The following is a 17,065-nucleotide window of genomic DNA, read 5'->3' on the forward strand; positions in this document are numbered from 1 at the left end:
CCTACTTGGCGAGGCGCTGCCGCAAGACTTCGTACATCAGTACACCTGCTGCAACTGAAGCATTGAGTGAATTTAATTGGCCGTTCATCGGAAGCTTGATGAGGAAATCGCATTTCTCACGAATCAGTCTGCCAATCCCTTTTGCTTCATTGCCAATGACAATCGCCAGCGGCATATCAAACTTCGTAGATGAGGAATAGACATCCTGCTTCGCGCCAACGTCAGCGCCTGCTACCCAAATACCCTCTTCCTTCAGCTTGTCGATTGTTTGCGCCATGTTCGTAATCCGAGCAACCGGCATATATTCCACTGCACCGGCCGATGTTTTGGAAACCGTTGCTGTCAGCGAAGCAGAGCGACGCTTCGGAATGATAACGCCATGTACACCGGTACACTCCGCTGTCCGCAGAATAGAGCCTAAGTTATGGGGATCTTCAATTTCATCAAGCAGCAAGAAGAATGGCATCTCTCCGCTTTCTTTGGCGCGCGCAAGAAGCTCTTCAATTTCGTAGTACCGGTAAGCTGCTGCTTGGGCAACAACACCTTGATGCGGAACGCCTTCCACCATTTGGTCCAGCTTCCGTTTGTCCACGATCTGTACAACAAGACCCGCTTTCTTCGCTTCCAGCATAATCGGCTGCGCTGCCTTCTGCGCTTGCTCAGCCACCCAAATTTTGTTGATTTCGCGTCCGGAGCGCAGTGCTTCCATTACGGGATGCTTACCTGCGATCCATTCCTGTGTATCTTCTTCAACCTCGCGCATCATTAACCTCCTTAAATATGTCTCTTCTAAATCTATTCGTCAAAAGCGATCGCCATCAGCTCACGCAGCCGGGTCACTTTCTTGCCATAATACAAATACCCTATTAAACACTCCAGCGCCGTCGCCTGTTGGTAGTCAGCCGGATCTGCGTTCTTCGGCGAAGTGCCTGACTTGGCATTACGTCCTCGCCTGACGATATCCGCTTCTTCCTCGGTCAGAATCGGCTGCCACTTCTCCAGCAGGATCCGCTGCGCTTTAGCCGAGACTAACTGTGTTGCCTGACGATGAAGATGGTGCAGCTTATGATTGGACTGCGAAATGAGATATTGTCGTACCATCATCTCAAACACCGCATCGCCAATGTAAGCCAGCACGATGGGATTCATTAATTGAACCGGTTTGTTCGGGGGGTGGAACCATAAGCCTTCTTCTATGCCCAAACCGATTCCACCGTTTCCTCCGATACCGATATCCGTATGTCCGTTATCCATCATTTCCGCCGCCACCGGATACCTTGCGGAGTATCCTCAAGTACAATCCCGAGCGCAGACAGCTGGTCGCGTATTTCATCGGCCCGCTTCCAATCCTTATTGGTTCGCGCTTCTGTCCGCTGCACGATAAGGGCATCGATATCGGCATCGAGCAGTTCTTCTGCTGCTTCCAACAGCCCCAGTACACGGTCAAAATCTTGGAACGCCGTGAGCAATAGCTCAAGCTCCTCTGCCGATACAACCGGACGCTGCAGAAGCAGGTTCGCTTCACTGACCAGCTCGAACATAGCGGTAATGGCATCCGGCGTGTTGAAGTCATCGTCCATCTTCGCATTAAACTGCTCGCGAATCGCAGCGATTCTTTCTTTGAGTTGATCAAGCGCCGCCACGTCCGGCACGCTTACCGCAACGGAAAGACGGTGTTTCACATTCGAAACGGAGTTCAAGATCCGCTCCACACTGTTCTCTGCCTGCGCAATCGTCTCGTCGCTGAAGTTAAGCGGACTTCTATAATGTGCCGACAGCATAAAGTAGCGAATAACGGCCGGTTTAATACGAGTAAGCATCTCCTGCACCGTGATCCCGTTGCCGAGCGACTTGGACATTTTCTCATTGTTGATGTTGATGTAACCATTATGCATCCAATAGTTCGCGAGCGGCTTGCCTGTCACGGACTCGGATTGCGCAATTTCACATTCATGATGCGGGAACTGCAGGTCATGGCCGCCGCCATGGATATCCAGCGTATCGCCTAGATATTTGCGCGCCATCGCGGAGCACTCAATGTGCCACCCCGGGCGTCCCGCTCCCCATGGGCTATCCCATTTAATTTCTCCGGGCTTCGCAGCTTTCCATAGTACAAAGTCTTGACCGCTTTCTTTGCGCTCATCCACGCCGATCCGAATGCCCAGCTGCAGCTCATCCAGATTCTGATGCGACAGCTTGCCGTAGTCAGGGAACGTACTCGTACGGAAAAATACATCTCCGCCGTTCTCATACGCATGGCCGCCATCGACGAGCGACTTGATGAAGGCAATAATTTCATCCACATGATCGGTAACACGCGGATTAAGCGTAGCTTTGTGGATACCCAGCCCTTCGATATTCTCATTGAACGCATGAATAAACCGCTCTGCTACTTCAGGAACCGTTGTGCCCAGCTGCTCCGCTTTACGAATCAGCTTATCGTCCACATCCGTAAAGTTCACGACGTAATTCACTTCGTAAGCAGCCGACTCCAGATAGCGGCGCACGACATCGAAGAAAATCGCCGGACGGGCATTCCCGATATGGATATAATCATAAACCGTTGGTCCGCACACGTACATTTTCACTTTGCCGGGCTCAAGCGATTGAAAAATTTCCTTCTCACGTGTCAGTGTGTTATATATACGCAGGCTCATTATCTCGTTTCTCCTCCAGCAACTGGCTCTTTGCGTCTTTCTCTTTCTTGCTCCAGCTCTATTCTTAACTCAGACACTTCCTTCTGCATCGCCCGCAGCATCTCAATGACCGGATCCGGGAGCTGGGTATGATCAAGGCGGTCCCCTACCCGCGTGCCATTGCGTTTAATTACTCTGCCGGGGATACCGACGACTGTGCTGTTCGACGGAACTTCCCGCAGCACAACGGAATTTGCCCCTATATTCACATTGTCTCCAACCTTGAAGGAGCCTAGAACCTTTGCCCCTGATGCGATGACCACATTGTTGCCGATGGTCGGGTGACGTTTCCCTCTTTCCTTCCCCGTCCCGCCAAGCGTAACCCCTTGATAGATAACCACATTATCACCGATTTCGCAGGTCTCCCCAATGACAACGCCCATGCCGTGGTCAATAAACAGCTTTTCCCCGATTGTCGCACCCGGATGGATTTCAATGCCTGTAAAAAATCGGCTGGTCTGCGAGATGACGCGTGCAAGTGTGTACCATTTGCGTTTGAAGAGCGCATGCGCGATTCGGTGCGACCATATCGCATGAAGACCTGAATAAGTGAACACGACTTCCAGCTTATTGCGGGCAGCAGGATCATTCTCTAGTATCGTCTCAATGTCAGACGCCAAGCTTCGAAACATCGAAATTCCCCCTCTCCGGTATCGACAATAATACAAAAAAGCCCCCGCAGCCCAAAGGCTGCAGAGGCGTAATCACGCGGTCCCACTCTGCATCGGAACGATTTGTTGTACGTCTTGCTATCGTCCGTCTTATAGTCCGTAACGAGGACCAATCGTCACCACCCACCCTGCCAATAACGGCAGCTCGGAGATGCGGCTCCCAGGCGCAACGTTTATTCCCAAGAATAAGCGACTCACACCCAGTCATTCGAACACCGCTATACTACTGTATCTGCGGCTCCGTTTGAAGGTCGCCCTCTCTGGTATTCCTGTACTGAAATAAACAATCCTGTTCTAAGCCTTATCGTTCTAAATTAATTCAAGTATAGCCGAGGACTTCCTAACTGGCAAGTAGTCAAACGCCCATCACGTTCAAGTATTCGTGGGATATCAATAGGCTGACGCTATTTAGCCCAGTCGCCCCTGCAAACGCTGTTCGACCTTTGCTTGACCCAGCAGAGCTATGGTCTGATTCAAGTCCGGCCCGTGAGTTTGACCCGTCAGAGCGGCGCGAATCGGCATAAAGAGCTGCTTGCCCTTGAAGCCCGTTGCTTGCTGCACCGATTTGATGGCTGCTTTGATTCCATCTACATGGAAGGCGTCCATCGCTTTAACTTGCTCCAAGAAAGCTTGCAGGACAACCGGCACCTGCTCCTCCGCCAAGACTGCCTTTGCCTCATCCTCATCTGCCGCCTCCGGCAAGAAGAAGAGCTCGGTAAGCGGCACAATATCCGCTGCAAATCGCAGCTTATCTTGATAAAGAGCAACCAGATCACGCGCCCAATCATGCTCGCTCGCGCTTAGTGCCGCAGGCAAACGTCCCGCTTCTTGAAGATGCGGTATACACAGCTCCACAATGCGTGGAATGTCTGATTTCTTCATATACTCATTATTCATCCAGCTCAGCTTGTTCGTATCGAACACGGCAGGGCTCTTGCTTAAACGATTTGCTGTAAAGACCGACACCAATTCCTCGCGCGTGAACATCTCCTGCTCACCTTCAGGCGACCAGCCGAGCAAGGTAATGAAGTTGAACATCGCTTCCGGCAAATAACCAAGCTTATCGTATTGCTCGATAAACTGGATAATGGACTCGTCGCGTTTGCTGAGCTTCTTCCGGTTCTCGTTGACGATCAGCGTCATATGACCGAATACCGGCGGCTCCCAGCCGAACGCTTCATAAATCATCAGCTGACGCGGCGTGTTGGAGATATGATCCTCTCCACGCAGGACGTGGCTGATGGCCATCAGATGATCATCCAATGCGACAGCGAAATTGTACGTTGGAATGCCGTCCTTCTTCACAATGACGTAATCGCCGATGCCATCGGACTCGAAGCTGATTTGCCCTTTTACCAGATCGTTAAACGTGTAGGTCCGGTTCTCCGGTACACGGAAACGGATGCTCGGAATGCGGCCTTCCGCTTCAAAAGCAGTCCGCTGCTCATCAGTCAGGCTGCGGTGCTTACCGGAATAACGAGGCATTTCACCGCGTGCTGTCTGCTCTTCCCGCTCCTGCTCCAGCTCTTCCTCGGTGCAGTAGCACTTGTAAGCCAGATCCTTGTCGAGCAGCTCTTGCCAGTACTCGCGGTACAGATCAAGACGCTCTGTCTGGCGGTAAGGGCCGTAGCCTCCGCCGACGTCGATGCTTTCATCCCAATCGATCCCAAGCCACTTCAAATACGTGAGCTGGTTTTCTTCGCCGCCCGCTACATTGCGTTTCACGTCGGTATCTTCGATCCGTATAATGAATTTGCCGCCTAAATTACGCGCAAACAGATAGTTGAATAAGGCCGTTCTGGCGTTGCCGATATGTAAATGACCTGTTGGTGACGGTGCATACCGTACTCTGATTTGTTCTGACATCTTGTTTAACTCCTCCCGGGCAATCTATTGTATTGCAGAATCATAGCACAACTTTTACAAGGCAGACAACCGATTGCGCGGCAATCCCTTCGCCGCGGCCGGTGAATCCAAGCTGCTCCGTTGTGGTTGCTTTCACATTCACCTGCGAGAGATCCTCTGCTTCCAGCGCTCCTGCAATAATCTCGACCATCTGCGGAATGTAAGGCAGCATTTTGGGACGCTGCGCGATGATCGTTGAATCGATATTGCCGAGCTTATAACCGCGCTCTTTCACTAATCCCCAAATATGCTGAAGCAGCTTCAAGCTGTCTGCATCCTTAAACGCCTGATCGGTATCCGGGAAATGCTTCCCGATATCGCCAAGTCCCAGAGCCCCCAGCACCGCATCACTGATGGCATGCAGCAATACATCGGCATCGGAATGCCCCAGAAGTCCGCGCTCGTACGGAATGGTAACGCCCCCAATGATACAAGGCCGTCCCTCCACCAACTGATGTACATCAAACCCTTGTCCTACTCGAATCATGATTCCGATCCCCTCTCCCGCTCTCGGCTTGCCAGCAGAAACTCCGCATACGGCAAATCCTCCGGTGTTGTAATCTTAATATTCGTATAATCGCCTTCGGCAACCGATACCGTCACACCTAATCGTTCCACAGCCATCGCGTCATCCGTTCCAAGAAACTGCTCCGCGGCCGCTTGATCAAGCGCCTGCTGCAGCAAGGAACGACGAAAAGCCTGCGGCGTTTGAATCGCCCACAAGCTTCGCCGATCCGGAGTCGCCGTAATGGCGCCGGTTTCATTCACTTGCTTAATTGTATCTTTAACAGGTACGGCAAGCACAGCTGCTTCCGTCTGAAGAGCTTTATGCATACATGAGCGAACCGCATGCTCGGTCACAAAAGGCCGGACACCGTCATGAACCATGACCCAGTCGACCGATTGGCTTAAAGCCGCAAGTCCCAGATGAACCGAATGCTGACGCTCGCTTCCGCCCGCCGCCACTTGCTTCACTTTGTGCAGGCCATATTCCGTTACGAATGCCCGGCATCGGTCCACATCCTGCTGACCGACGATAAGCGCCACTTCCGCAATGTCATCCATGGCTTGAAATCGTTCAAGGGTATGAACCAGAATAGGCTTGTCCCGCAAGAGCAAATATTGTTTGCTCTCCGCTGTGCCCATTCTGGTTCCTCGGCCCGCCGCCACAACGACGACGCCCCATTTTGCATCTGCTGCTTCCATGCCTTCAACCGCCCCGCGTGTATACTTCTAGTCTGGCCGCTACATGCTGCAGCCCCCACTATCATACCGCGTTACAGCGCTTTTTCCAACAATTTAGGCTTCGCGAAAATCATTCTGCCCGCAGAGGTTTGGAGCACGCTCGTCACGAGCACCTCCATCGTCGTTCCGATGTAGTCTCTGCCGCCTTCTACTACAATCATGGTACCGTCATCCAAATACGCGACTCCTTGGCCATGCTCTTTGCCGTCCTTGATGACTTGCACGACAATCTCTTCGCCTGGGAGCACGACCGGTTTCACTGCATTCGCAAGGTCATTAATATTTAACACCGATACGCCTTGCAGCTCACATACTTTGTTCAGGTTAAAGTCATTCGTGACGACTTTACCGTGCAGCACTTTCGCCAGCTTCACGAGCTTGCTGTCCACTTCGCCCTCTTCGGCTTCACCTTCATAGATCAGCACTTTCACGTCGAGCTCTTTTTGAATCTTGTTCAAAATATCAAGCCCTCTGCGCCCTCTGTTCCGTTTGAGCAAATCCGACGAATCGGCAATATGCTGCAGCTCTTCCAGCACGAACTCCGGAATGACCAGCGTGCCCTCGATGAACCCGGTTTTGCAAATGTCTGCAATTCGGCCATCGATGATAACACTCGTATCCAGAATCTTGTGCTCCTCATAGCTGCTTTCCTCTTCCACTCGGGAAGCATTGCTCCGCCGTTCGAAGAGCCCTCTCAGACTTTCGGTAAATTCCTCACGCTTGTTTAACCCGATCCGCAGTCCTGCATACCCTAAGAACAACGTCAGTAGTAGAGGAATGAATAGGCCTGCTCCCGATAAACCAGATAAAACCGGATACAATAGCGCAGACAGTGCAAGTCCGCCAATCAATCCACTGCCGCCTGCTACCAGTTCGCCTGTCGGAATGGCTGACGCCCGCTCCGCTCCTTGCCGCATCCATTTGAGGATGGAGCCTGCCAATACCGTTGCTGCTGCAAGGCCGCACAACGCGCCAATGCCGACGTTCATGTAATAGCTTCCTGAATGCTGCATAAGACCGGTAGACGATTCCGCCCAGCTCACACCGCCGCTCAGGGAGCTGTTCATTTGAGCGCCCAGAACTCCGCCGAACAATAGACCAATCAGTTGAATCATTCGTTTCATCATATAAATCCACCTCCATTACAATTATGTTCCAATTATGGTTACGTTAATCGCCTACAAGGGCGAAAGCATTAGAATTTATTAACCTATTGCGAAAAGCGGACAAAAAGGTGAAATCCATTTTGTAATGCACCGCGGGGAGGCTTATAATAAAAGAAAAGCAATCCATTCCTGAAATGAGGTGGAATCGATGAACGCACCAACACTGGAGCAATTTCAGCAGCAGGTCTCTGAACTGCTGTTGCGACATCGCAGCTTGTTAGACGTCATGTCGAAGTACGGCCAGTCCGGCGCTTCCGTTAATCGGGCAGTTGCCAAATCCGTTACGGAATGCGGATGTATCGAATTAAATGCCCGGAAGCAGCAGTTTGCGGATGACTTTAACCTGGAGCAAGCCAAAACAAAGCTTCATCATCACATTTCAGGCGAGCTATGCGAACATTGCAAAGAGGCCATTCAGAACGAGCTCGGTCGGAATTTGTTCTATATGTCCGCGATGGCGAATCTGCTCGACATTCAACTCGAAGACGTCATTGAACACGAATCCGATAAATGCAGTACGCTCGGCTTATTCAATCTTACTTAGTCTTTACCCACCCGTTCGCATAATTAGCGGTAAACGCAAGAAAGACCGCCTTGTACATCCCCTTAGGGGACAGACAAGGCGGTCTTTCTAATTAGCCGCTTATGCGCTATGTTCGCTGTGAACCGCTTCTTCTTGGCGCTGGCTTTCCATTAAACGCTTGCGTTTCCTGCTTGGGAGACGGCGATCAACGTTTTTTTTTAGGCCGTACAGCGCGTAGAGTACCAGCGGAACGAATAGGATCTTCGATAGATGATGTGGGAACAAGATGCCGAGCACCACGGAGACCGCAACAATAATCGGTACGACCCAGATCGCGTTCTTCGGAATACCGAGCTTCTTAAAGTTCGGGTAACGAACGGTGCTTACCATCAGGAACGACAAGACAAGCGTACTTGCCATCAGGACGGATACAGCAATATCTTTGTGGAACAAAGCCAGTGTGGCAAGTACGCCGCCAGCGGCTGGAATCGGCAAGCCAATGAAATAACCAGGCATACCGGAGACGACGTTGAATCTCGCAAGCCGTAATGCTCCGCAAATCGGGAACAAAGCGGTTATAATCCAAGCCGGAGCCGGGGTCAGTTCTTGGAAAGCGACACTATACATAATAAAAGCAGGTGCAACTCCAAAAGAAATTACATCCGACAGTGAATCTAATTCTTTACCAAATTCGCTTTGAGCGTTAAGTGCGCGGGCCACTCGGCCATCAACACCATCCATCAGCATAGCGATAATAACCATCATCGCAGCTACCTCAGGCTTCGCATTCTCAGGAAATATGAGAATAATGGCGACAATACCCAGGAATAAATTCGCCACCGTAAAAAGACTCGGTATTGACTTCGTAATCATTTGCTCCACCTCATCTTTACTATGCCCTAAAACCGCAATTTGCAGTAGTGCAGGCAAACTGAGAAAATAACTTCCACCAGAAGGTTAAGGGGTGCAATACGGCTAATTGTCAGTTGTAACCAGCGTCCGTCTGCATTCCCTCATTGTATGGGATTTAAATTTGTCTGTCAATGAACATCTGCTCTTGGATCCGCTTCAAGCCTTCCTTAATCGCACGTGCTCGAACTTCCCCAATGCCGTCTACCGAGTCCAATTCTTCAATCGTGGCCATCAAAATATGAGGCAAATATCCGAATCGCTCCACGAGATTGTTCATGATAACCTGCGGTAATCTTGGAATGCGACTTAACAGACGATAACCGCGCGGCGCAACCATTTCTTCTGAAGCAGCACTTAGTCCCGTATAACCGAGCAATTTCATGATTTGCCCCAGTTCCAGCAGCTCCTCGGAATTCAACTTGCGAATGCTTGCGCGAATTTCACGGATGCGGTCCTCGTTGGGATCCTTCACATAGTCCTTGAGGAGGAACCAGGCTTCCTCTTCAACGCCGCCGACAAGCTCTTCCATCTGCATGCTGATGAGTCGGCCTTCCGTACCGAGTTCATTCACATAACGCTTGATTTCCATTTTGACGCGGATGACCATCTCTACCCGCTTAATGACATGGGCAACCTCTTGCAAGGTGACCATTTCTTCGAACTCCAGTGCGGATAGGTTCGTAAAGGACTGGTTCAGCACCACTTTGTATTTTTCAAGCGTCTGAATCGCCTGATTAGCCTTAGTCAGGATAACGCCCATTTCCTTTAGGGAATACCTGAACTGACCTTGATAAAGCGTAATAACATTCCGTCGCTGGGAGATCGATACAACCAGCTTGCCGGTTTGTTTCGCTACTCGCTCCGCGGTCCGGTGACGAATTCCCGTCTCGCTGGAGGAGATGGAGCTGTCTGGAATCAGCTGGGTATTGGCATAGAGAATACGTTTGCGATCTTCGCTAAGTATAATGGCGCCATCCATTTTGGCCAGCTCGTATAAATAGTTCGGGGAAAAATCGCAATTGATGGAGAAGCCGCCGTCCACAACTTCCATCACTTCCGGACTGTAGCCGACGACGATGAGCGCCCCTGTCTTCGCTCGCAGCACATTATCGAGGCCTTCCCGGAACGCCATGCCCGGTGCGACCATCTGGAGCAGCTGATTAACCATTTCTGCTTGGTTTGACTCTTTCATCGATTTCTCCCCCCTCTATCCGAATGCCTTGGACAGCGCATCTGCAACCGTCTCAACACCGATGATTTCTATGCCGGCAGGCGGGGTCCAGCCCTTCAAGCTCTTCTGAGGCATAATGACCCGCTTAAATCCCAGCTTCTGTGCTTCTTTTACACGCTGCTCGGCTCGGGATACACCCCGCACCTCGCCTGTTAAGCCAATTTCTCCGAAGAAGACATCGAACGGTCTAGTCGGCGCATCTCGGAAGCTGGATGCAATACTGACTGCCGCAGCCAGATCGACAGCCGGCTCATCAAGCCGGATACCTCCGGCCACGTTGAGGTAAACATCCTGCGTCTGCAGAAACATACCCATTCGTTTCTCCAGCACGGCAACGATCAAGGTCATTCTGTTGTGGTCAATACCCGTTGCCATCCTGCGCGGCGAGGGGAAATTCGTTGACGCGACAAGCGCCTGAAGCTCGACCAGCACCGGTCTTGTGCCCTCCATGCTCGCCACGACAGAAGAACCGGATACGCCAAGCGGTCGTTCCGATAAGAATAGCTCCGACGGATTATTAACCTCCCGCAGCCCTTCTTCGACCATTTCGAATATCCCGATTTCATTGGTAGAACCGAACCGATTCTTAACGGCCCTAAGCAACCTGTACGAATGATGACGTTCGCCTTCGAAATAGAGCACGCAGTCGACCATATGCTCGAGCATCCGTGGACCTGCAATCGCGCCTTCCTTCGTAACATGGCCAACCAATACGGTCGCAATGCCCTTAATCTTTGCAACCCGCATAAAGTGAGCCGTACATTCCCGTACCTGCGAAACACTGCCCGGCGCAGATTCTACTCTTGGGTCATAAACCGTCTGAATGGAATCGATGACGAGAAAATCAGGTTGAACCGATTCAATCGCATCATTGATCTGTTCCATGTTCGTTTCGCACAGTACATACAGCGTGTCAGACAGCGCGCCAAGACGGTCGGCGCGTAATCGTGTCTGACGTACAGATTCCTCTCCTGAAATATAGAGCACAGTCAGCTTCTTCGATGCCAGCGCATGGGAAGTTTGCAGCAGCAATGTCGATTTGCCGATACCCGGATCCCCGCCGACCAGGATCAGCGAGCCCGGCACAACGCCGCCGCCCAGCACCCGATTGAGTTCCTGATTGGTTGTCTCGATCCGTTTTTCCTGACCACTTTCTATATGTATGATGGGACGCGGCTTTTCTTTCGTCTGAATGAGCGTCGAGCCCATTCCTTGCGTCTTCACAACCGTTTCCTTCTCTTCCACCATCGTGTTCCACTGCCCGCACCCCGGGCATTTCCCCATCCACTTGGGTGACTCTGTTCCGCATTCGGTGCATGCGAACTTCACTTTAAGTTTTGCCATGTGCCGCTCCTTATGCAAAAGACGTATCATTCAAAGTTTACCATTTAATGCACGCCGATAACAATTCTTATCCGCAGCTGATCTCATTGTTTCACAAAAAAACCCTTTACTCCTCCGCCTGCGGCAGTAGAGTAAAGGGCTTTGCATGATTTTATTTTGTCGCAGGTTCTTCTGGTGCAGGAACGTGATTGCTGTCACGGTGGGTAACCGTAAGCTCTCCGTCCTTCTCGTCGATGATCAGATGATGACCCTTCGCGATTTTGCCCATCAGCAGATCCTCTGACAAACGATCCTCGATATGCTTCTGGATCGCTCTGCGCAGCGGACGCGCACCATACGCTGGATCGAAGCCTTCCTTCGCCAGGAATGCTTTGGCCGTATCCGTCAATTCGAAGTCTACTTCCTGCTCACGCAGACGCTTGCGAAGCTCTTCGGACATCAACGTTACGATTTGTGAGATATGTTCCTGCTCCAGCGAATGGAACACGATCGTTTCATCGATCCGGTTCAGGAACTCAGGGCGGAAGCTCTTCTTCAGCTCTGCCAACACTTTATCTTTCATGATGTTAAAGTCGCGCCCCGCATCCTGTGCAGCCGTAAAGCCGAGGGAGGAATTGCGTTTGATTTGATCAGCGCCTACGTTAGACGTCATGATAATTAGGGTGTTGCGGAAATCGACTACGCGGCCTTTGGAGTCCGTGAGACGACCGTCTTCAAGCACTTGTAGCAAGATATTAAACACTTCCGGATGGGCTTTCTCGATTTCATCGAGCAGCACAACCGAATACGGCTTGCGGCGAACCTTCTCGGTCAATTGACCGCCTTCTTCATAGCCGACATAGCCCGGAGGAGCGCCAACCAATCTCGAAGTGGAGTGTTTCTCCATATATTCCGACATGTCGATGCGGATGACCGCATTCTCATCGCCGAACATCGCTTCTGCAAGCGCACGTGCCAATTCGGTTTTACCAACCCCGGTAGGACCAAGGAAGATGAAGGAGCCCATTGGACGCTTCGGATCTTTCAGACCTGCACGCGCTCTGCGGATAGCACGAGATACGGCTTTTACCGCTTCGCTCTGTCCGATAACACGGGAATGCAGAATATCTTCCATCTTAAGCAGGCGCTGTGTTTCTTCCTCAGCAAGTTTAGTAACCGGAATACCAGTCCAACTCGCTACGATGTGAGCGATATCGTCAGGCGTTACTTCGGAATCCGTACGGCCCTGCTTTTCTTTCCACTGATTCTTCGTTACATCGAGCTCTTCACGGATCTTCTGCTCGGTGTCACGAAGTGCTGCAGCTTTCTCAAACTCTTGGCTTTGAACCGCGGAATCCTTCTCCTTACGGATATCCTCCAGACGATTCTCCAGTTGTTTGAGGTTAGGCGGTACCGTATACGATTTCAAGCGTACTTTGGAGCTCGCTTCATCGATAAGGTCAATCGCTTTATCCGGTAAGAAACGATCCGTGATGTAACGATCGGAGAGCTTAACGGCTTGCTCGATCGCTTCATCTGTAATTTTCACACGATGATGTGCCTCGTAACGATCACGCAGACCGTGCAGGATTTGAATGGCTTCCTCTGGGGAAGGCTGATCCACCGTAATCGGTTGGAAACGGCGCTCCAGAGCAGCATCCTTCTCGATATATTTGCGATATTCATCAAGTGTTGTTGCACCGATGCACTGCAGCTCGCCGCGGGCAAGAGCAGGTTTTAGAATATTCGATGCATCAATCGCACCTTCCGCTCCCCCTGCACCGATCAGCGTATGCAGCTCATCGATGAACAGAACGATGTTGCCGGCTTGACGAATTTCATCCATGATTTTCTTCAAACGGTCCTCGAACTCACCGCGATACTTCGTACCCGCTACAACTGAGCCCATATCGAGCGTCATAACGCGTTTGTCACGAAGTGTTTCCGGAATTTCGCCCGCGATTATCTTCTGAGCTAATCCTTCCGCGATCGCCGTCTTACCAACGCCCGGCTCCCCGATCAGAACAGGATTGTTCTTCGTTCTGCGGCTCAACACTTGAATAACGCGTTCGATTTCTTTGCTCCGGCCGATAACCGGATCCAAATTGCCGTCTTTGGCATAAGCCGTCAAATCGCGAGCAAGGCCATCCAGTGTTGGCGTGCTAACATTTGTCGGTGTGCCGTGATTGCTTGAAACGGCCTCACTGCTGCCCAACAGTTGCAGGACTTGCTGACGTGCTTTATTTAAACTGATGCCAAGGTTGTTCAGTACACGGGCTGCAACGCCTTCCCCTTCACGGATCAGACCGAGCAAAATATGCTCTGTGCCCACGTACGTATGCCCAAGCTTGCGAGCTTCATCCATCGATAGCTCGATCACCTTCTTGGCACGTGGTGTGTACGCAATATTGGTAGGTTGTTCTTGTCCGCGTCCGATCAGCGTCTCCACTTCATCTTGAATTTTCTCAAGGCTGAGGCCAAGACCGATCAGTGCTTTTGCTGCGATTCCTTCCCCTTCTCGGTTCAGCCCGAGCAGAATATGCTCCGTGCCGATATTGTTATGACCGAGACGAACCGCTTCTTCCTGCGCCAGTGCTAGCACCTTCTGTGCTCGTTCCGTAAATCTTCCAAACATCATGTTCATACACCCCCATGATCGGATTCGCTTTGTAAATGACTTCGTATAAGTTCCGCTCGCCGAATATCCCGCTGCTCAGGCGTCATTTTCTCATGAAACACCTGTTGGAGGAAGCCCGGCTGCGTTAATACCATCATTTCATTCATTACCTGTGGTGAGACATTTCGAATCAAACCCAAGTCGATGCCTAAACGGACATCGGACAGCCGTTGGGACGCTTCCTTGGTATCCATGATCATCGCATGCGACAATATGCCATAGGAGCGATATACGCGATCCTCCAGACGAACGCGCGATTCTTCCAGCAGACGCTGGCGAGCCGCTCGTTCATGCTCAATAATTTGCCGAGCCACGCTGTGCAGGTTCTCGATGATTTCCCCTTCGGATTGACCAAGCGTAATTTGATTCGAAATTTGAAACAAGTTTCCGAGCGCTTCGCTGCCTTCGCCATAAATGCCCCGAACTGCCAGCCCCACCTGCGTGACGGCCGACAAAATGCGGTTGATCTGCTGCGAGAGCACTAGACCCGGAAGATGCATCATGACCGATGAGCGAATGCCTGTTCCAACGTTAGTCGGACAGCTTGTTAAATATCCCCTTCGCTCGTCATACGCGTAATTCGTTACTTCCTCAAAAATATCGTCAATGCGATTCGCCAGTCCCCATGCTTCCTTAACCTGAAAGCCGGGATACAGACATTGAATGCGCAAATGATCCTCTTCATTCACCATAATGCTAACCGATTCATTCTCGCTTAGCAGTACGGCACCGCTGCGTGACTCATTGGCCAAATTCGGACTGATGAGATGCTTCTCGACAAGTACTCTGCGCTCAAGCTCGTTTAGCTGAGAGAGCTTGATGGTTTCGAATTCGCCGAGCTCGCTCAGTTGGCCCGTTTCAGCCACACTTGTAAGCTGTTCCATCACTTCGTTTGCCTGCTCAGTTGTGGCAAGCATCGGAAACGGATGACTCGATAAATTGCGGGCAATTCGAATGCGGCTGCTGATGACAACATCCGTATCAGGGCCATTTCCCTTCATCCAGTCGCTCAGCGCTTCATCTACGTAACGCTTCGACATCCTTCTGAATCACCTTCCTAACCGCGCCTAAACATCGGCTATATTGCGCTCCAGTTCCCGAATCCGATCCCGGATTTGGGCCGCGTCCTCGAACTCTTCCTGTTCGATACGCATGTGCAAATCCCTTCTCAGCTGTTCAATTTCACGCTTCACTTGGATTTGAACACCTGTACGCTTTGGAATTTTACCTACGTGAGTTGTATTGCCATGCACCCGTTTAAAAATTGGGTCCAGCTTGCTGCCAAATTGGATATAACAATTGCTGCAGCCGAATCGGCCCATCTTACTGAATTGTGTATAGGTCAGTCCGCAGTGCTCACAGCGCAGCTGCTGCTGTGACTTAGCGCCAAGTGTGTTCATGCTACCGGCTGGCTCAAAATCAAGCAACCCGGATAACAGACTGTGGATCGAGAATCCGTTTGCCGTACCCGGAATTCCTTCTCCTCGTTCTCGCGCGCAGGTTTCACAGATATGAAACTCTGTCTTCTCGCCATTCACAATCTTCGTAAAATGAAGCGTAGCCGGCTTCTTGTCACATTCCTGACAAAGCATTCCGCACTATCCCTCCTCATACAAGGCTTGCGCAGCTTACTTAACGAGCAGTGTGATCAACATCGCCCTCAATAGCCTAGCCCGAATTTCATCCCGCAGCGGCAGCTTAACAGCGATGGAATCACGAGATATCGCGGCCCGAAGCAAATTCGCTTCTCGCCTGGATATGACCTTCGCTTCCTCCAGCTGATAAACAATGCCTTCTGCTGTATCCTGATCCACTTGCTCGCCGATGGTTTGGGCAAGATGCTCTTGAAGGGCTGAGAGTGTGGGCAGCTCTACACGTTGGATGCGAATATAACCGCCGCCTCCGCGTTTACTCTCCACAAAATAGCCTTTCTCCAGCGTGAACCTTGTGCTGATGACGTAGTTGATTTGCGACGGTACACAAGAGAAGCGGTCCGCCAAATCATTACGTTGAAGCTCTACAGCGCCACCGGGACTTTCTTTAAGCATATGCTTGAGGTACTGCTCGATGAGATCGGAAATGTTGCGCATTTCGCCAACCTCCCTAAGTTGCCCATACATCTACTCGGCGACTTGTATAGCCAAGAAATCTAAATCGTCAAAGTTTTTAGTCAAATTGACTTTGACTTTCTTTGACTTTAACTTTATTATACGCAAATTTGTCAAAAGGTCAAGCGGATTGCCATCACTGCGTATCCTTACTAGCTTGGGCGGATCGCGCCTATTTATACGTTGCCCGTTCGCTTATCCACAACAATCAAGGGATTGTACGAACTTAACTTTCGCAAAACGATATCCTGCTGCGAAAGTTGAGTTATGAATAACAATATATGTGCGAGTGACTGAAAAAGATTTATGAACATGTGAATAACCTATTGTGTTTTTAGTCGCATGTACGCACAATAGTCGGAGTTATACAGAGCTTCTGCACAAGTTGAGGACAACTTCGATGAATGTTCCGTCTAAATAAGTGTTGTTGTTACGTTGAAAAGTTAGGCAGCTGTGGATGAACGGTGAAACAACAAAAAACCGACCATATCAGATATGGTCGGTTCATCGTGCTTGGCGACGTCCTACTCTCCCAGGACCCTGCGGTCCAAGTACCATCGGCGCTGGAGGGCTTAACGGTCGTGTTCGGGATGGGTACGCGTGGTTCC

General features: G+C 50.9%; 16 protein-coding genes and 1 rRNA gene. 1 reads left to right on the plus strand and 16 read right to left on the minus strand.

Features of this window, described 5'->3' with window-relative positions:
- Nucleotide 1 precedes the first annotated feature (1 nt).
- The 8 genes from rlmB to AC0YN4_RS30955 all read right to left on the minus strand — a co-directional run bounded on the left by rlmB (nucleotide 2) and on the right by AC0YN4_RS30955 (nucleotide 7,644).
- Nucleotides 2-766 carry a 23S rRNA (guanosine(2251)-2'-O)-methyltransferase RlmB gene (rlmB, locus tag AC0YN4_RS30920; protein WP_475837565.1) on the minus strand — a complete coding sequence of 255 codons (765 nt, stop codon included), beginning with the start codon at nucleotides 764-766 and terminating at the stop codon, nucleotides 2-4.
- Nucleotides 767-795: 29 nt separating this feature from the next.
- A complete protein-coding gene (locus tag AC0YN4_RS30925) occupies nucleotides 796-1,254 on the minus strand; it encodes a Mini-ribonuclease 3 (protein ID WP_475837569.1) in 459 nt (152 codons plus the stop codon).
- Nucleotides 1,254-2,657, minus strand: coding sequence for a cysteine--tRNA ligase (gene cysS, locus AC0YN4_RS30930; protein WP_475837566.1), 1,404 nt, complete (start codon nucleotides 2,655-2,657; stop codon nucleotides 1,254-1,256). Before cysS ends, AC0YN4_RS30925 begins: the two co-directional genes overlap by 1 nt.
- On the minus strand, nucleotides 2,657-3,328 hold the full coding sequence (gene epsC, locus AC0YN4_RS30935; RefSeq protein WP_090986368.1) for a serine O-acetyltransferase EpsC: 672 nt from the start codon (nucleotides 3,326-3,328) through the stop codon (nucleotides 2,657-2,659). The genes cysS and epsC overlap by 1 nt, the downstream gene beginning before the upstream one ends.
- Before the next feature lie 447 nt (nucleotides 3,329-3,775).
- Nucleotides 3,776-5,233 (minus strand): glutamate--tRNA ligase, encoded by a 1,458-nt coding sequence (gene gltX, locus AC0YN4_RS30940; RefSeq protein WP_475784674.1) that lies wholly within the window; start codon nucleotides 5,231-5,233, stop codon nucleotides 3,776-3,778.
- Between the two features lie 40 nt (nucleotides 5,234-5,273).
- Complete coding sequence (gene ispF / locus AC0YN4_RS30945) at nucleotides 5,274-5,759, minus strand: 2-C-methyl-D-erythritol 2,4-cyclodiphosphate synthase (RefSeq protein ID WP_090986371.1); 486 nt, start codon at nucleotides 5,757-5,759, stop codon at nucleotides 5,274-5,276.
- Nucleotides 5,756-6,478 (minus strand): 2-C-methyl-D-erythritol 4-phosphate cytidylyltransferase, encoded by a 723-nt coding sequence (gene ispD, locus AC0YN4_RS30950; protein ID WP_475837567.1) that lies wholly within the window; start codon nucleotides 6,476-6,478, stop codon nucleotides 5,756-5,758. Before ispD ends, ispF begins: the two co-directional genes overlap by 4 nt.
- Nucleotides 6,479-6,549: 71 nt before the next feature.
- Nucleotides 6,550-7,644, minus strand: a complete 1,095-nt coding sequence (locus AC0YN4_RS30955; RefSeq protein WP_475784676.1) for a PIN/TRAM domain-containing protein — start codon at nucleotides 7,642-7,644, stop codon at nucleotides 6,550-6,552.
- 187 nt (nucleotides 7,645-7,831) lie between these two features.
- Between AC0YN4_RS30955 and AC0YN4_RS30960 the strand changes: the two genes are divergently transcribed.
- Nucleotides 7,832-8,227 carry a nucleoside triphosphate pyrophosphohydrolase family protein gene (locus AC0YN4_RS30960; RefSeq protein ID WP_090986375.1) on the plus strand — a complete coding sequence of 132 codons (396 nt, stop codon included), beginning with the start codon at nucleotides 7,832-7,834 and terminating at the stop codon, nucleotides 8,225-8,227.
- Between the two features lie 99 nt (nucleotides 8,228-8,326).
- Here AC0YN4_RS30960 and pssA read toward each other — a convergent pair whose 3' ends face one another.
- From pssA to rrf, 8 genes are all read right to left on the minus strand, one after another.
- Entirely contained in the window at nucleotides 8,327-9,079 is a 753-nt protein-coding gene (gene pssA, locus AC0YN4_RS30965) for a CDP-diacylglycerol--serine O-phosphatidyltransferase (protein ID WP_475784677.1), read from the minus strand.
- A 154-nt stretch (nucleotides 9,080-9,233) separates the two neighbouring features.
- Nucleotides 9,234-10,310, minus strand: a complete 1,077-nt coding sequence (gene disA / locus AC0YN4_RS30970; RefSeq protein ID WP_090986378.1) for a DNA integrity scanning diadenylate cyclase DisA — start codon at nucleotides 10,308-10,310, stop codon at nucleotides 9,234-9,236.
- Nucleotides 10,311-10,325: 15 nt separating this feature from the next.
- Complete coding sequence (radA, locus tag AC0YN4_RS30975; RefSeq protein WP_090986380.1) at nucleotides 10,326-11,693, minus strand: DNA repair protein RadA; 1,368 nt, start codon at nucleotides 11,691-11,693, stop codon at nucleotides 10,326-10,328.
- 151 nt (nucleotides 11,694-11,844) lie between these two features.
- A complete protein-coding gene (clpC, locus tag AC0YN4_RS30980) occupies nucleotides 11,845-14,310 on the minus strand; it encodes an ATP-dependent protease ATP-binding subunit ClpC (RefSeq protein ID WP_475837568.1) in 2,466 nt (821 codons plus the stop codon).
- A 2-nt stretch (nucleotides 14,311-14,312) separates the two neighbouring features.
- Nucleotides 14,313-15,389, minus strand: coding sequence for a protein arginine kinase (locus AC0YN4_RS30985; RefSeq protein WP_475784679.1), 1,077 nt, complete (start codon nucleotides 15,387-15,389; stop codon nucleotides 14,313-14,315).
- Nucleotides 15,390-15,416: 27 nt separating this feature from the next.
- Nucleotides 15,417-15,941 carry a UvrB/UvrC motif-containing protein gene (locus AC0YN4_RS30990; protein ID WP_475784680.1) on the minus strand — a complete coding sequence of 175 codons (525 nt, stop codon included), beginning with the start codon at nucleotides 15,939-15,941 and terminating at the stop codon, nucleotides 15,417-15,419.
- Between the two features lie 36 nt (nucleotides 15,942-15,977).
- Nucleotides 15,978-16,439 (minus strand): CtsR family transcriptional regulator, encoded by a 462-nt coding sequence (locus tag AC0YN4_RS30995; RefSeq protein WP_090986388.1) that lies wholly within the window; start codon nucleotides 16,437-16,439, stop codon nucleotides 15,978-15,980.
- Nucleotides 16,440-16,968: 529 nt separating this feature from the next.
- Nucleotides 16,969-17,065: ribosomal RNA gene (gene rrf, locus AC0YN4_RS31000) — 5S ribosomal RNA — on the minus strand; the annotation flags it as partial.

It is taken from the genome of Paenibacillus sp. J22R3 (genome assembly GCF_056269305.1).

Bases quoted from the DNA above. Each gene is read 5' to 3' on its own strand.
- AC0YN4_RS30955 (WP_475784676.1), bottom strand. From the start codon at position 7,644: ATGATGAAACGAATGATTCAACTGATTGGTCTATTGTTCGGCGGAGTT.
- epsC (WP_090986368.1), bottom strand. From the start codon at position 3,328: ATGTTTCGAAGCTTGGCGTCTGACATTGAGACGATACTAGAGAATGAT.
- radA (WP_090986380.1), bottom strand. From the start codon at position 11,693: ATGGCAAAACTTAAAGTGAAGTTCGCATGCACCGAATGCGGAACAGAG.
- disA (WP_090986378.1), bottom strand. From the start codon at position 10,310: ATGAAAGAGTCAAACCAAGCAGAAATGGTTAATCAGCTGCTCCAGATG.
- ispF (WP_090986371.1), bottom strand. From the start codon at position 5,759: ATGATTCGAGTAGGACAAGGGTTTGATGTACATCAGTTGGTGGAGGGA.
- AC0YN4_RS30995 (WP_090986388.1), bottom strand. From the start codon at position 16,439: ATGCGCAACATTTCCGATCTCATCGAGCAGTACCTCAAGCATATGCTT.
- ispD (WP_475837567.1), bottom strand. From the start codon at position 6,478: ATGGAAGCAGCAGATGCAAAATGGGGCGTCGTCGTTGTGGCGGCGGGC.
- rlmB (WP_475837565.1), bottom strand. From the start codon at position 766: ATGATGCGCGAGGTTGAAGAAGATACACAGGAATGGATCGCAGGTAAG.
- pssA (WP_475784677.1), bottom strand. From the start codon at position 9,079: ATGATTACGAAGTCAATACCGAGTCTTTTTACGGTGGCGAATTTATTC.
- AC0YN4_RS30925 (WP_475837569.1), bottom strand. From the start codon at position 1,254: ATGGATAACGGACATACGGATATCGGTATCGGAGGAAACGGTGGAATC.
- clpC (WP_475837568.1), bottom strand. From the start codon at position 14,310: ATGATGTTTGGAAGATTTACGGAACGAGCACAGAAGGTGCTAGCACTG.
- cysS (WP_475837566.1), bottom strand. From the start codon at position 2,657: ATGAGCCTGCGTATATATAACACACTGACACGTGAGAAGGAAATTTTT.
- gltX (WP_475784674.1), bottom strand. From the start codon at position 5,233: ATGTCAGAACAAATCAGAGTACGGTATGCACCGTCACCAACAGGTCAT.
- AC0YN4_RS30960 (WP_090986375.1), top strand. From the start codon at position 7,832: ATGAACGCACCAACACTGGAGCAATTTCAGCAGCAGGTCTCTGAACTG.
- AC0YN4_RS30990 (WP_475784680.1), bottom strand. From the start codon at position 15,941: ATGCTTTGTCAGGAATGTGACAAGAAGCCGGCTACGCTTCATTTTACG.
- AC0YN4_RS30985 (WP_475784679.1), bottom strand. From the start codon at position 15,389: ATGTCGAAGCGTTACGTAGATGAAGCGCTGAGCGACTGGATGAAGGGA.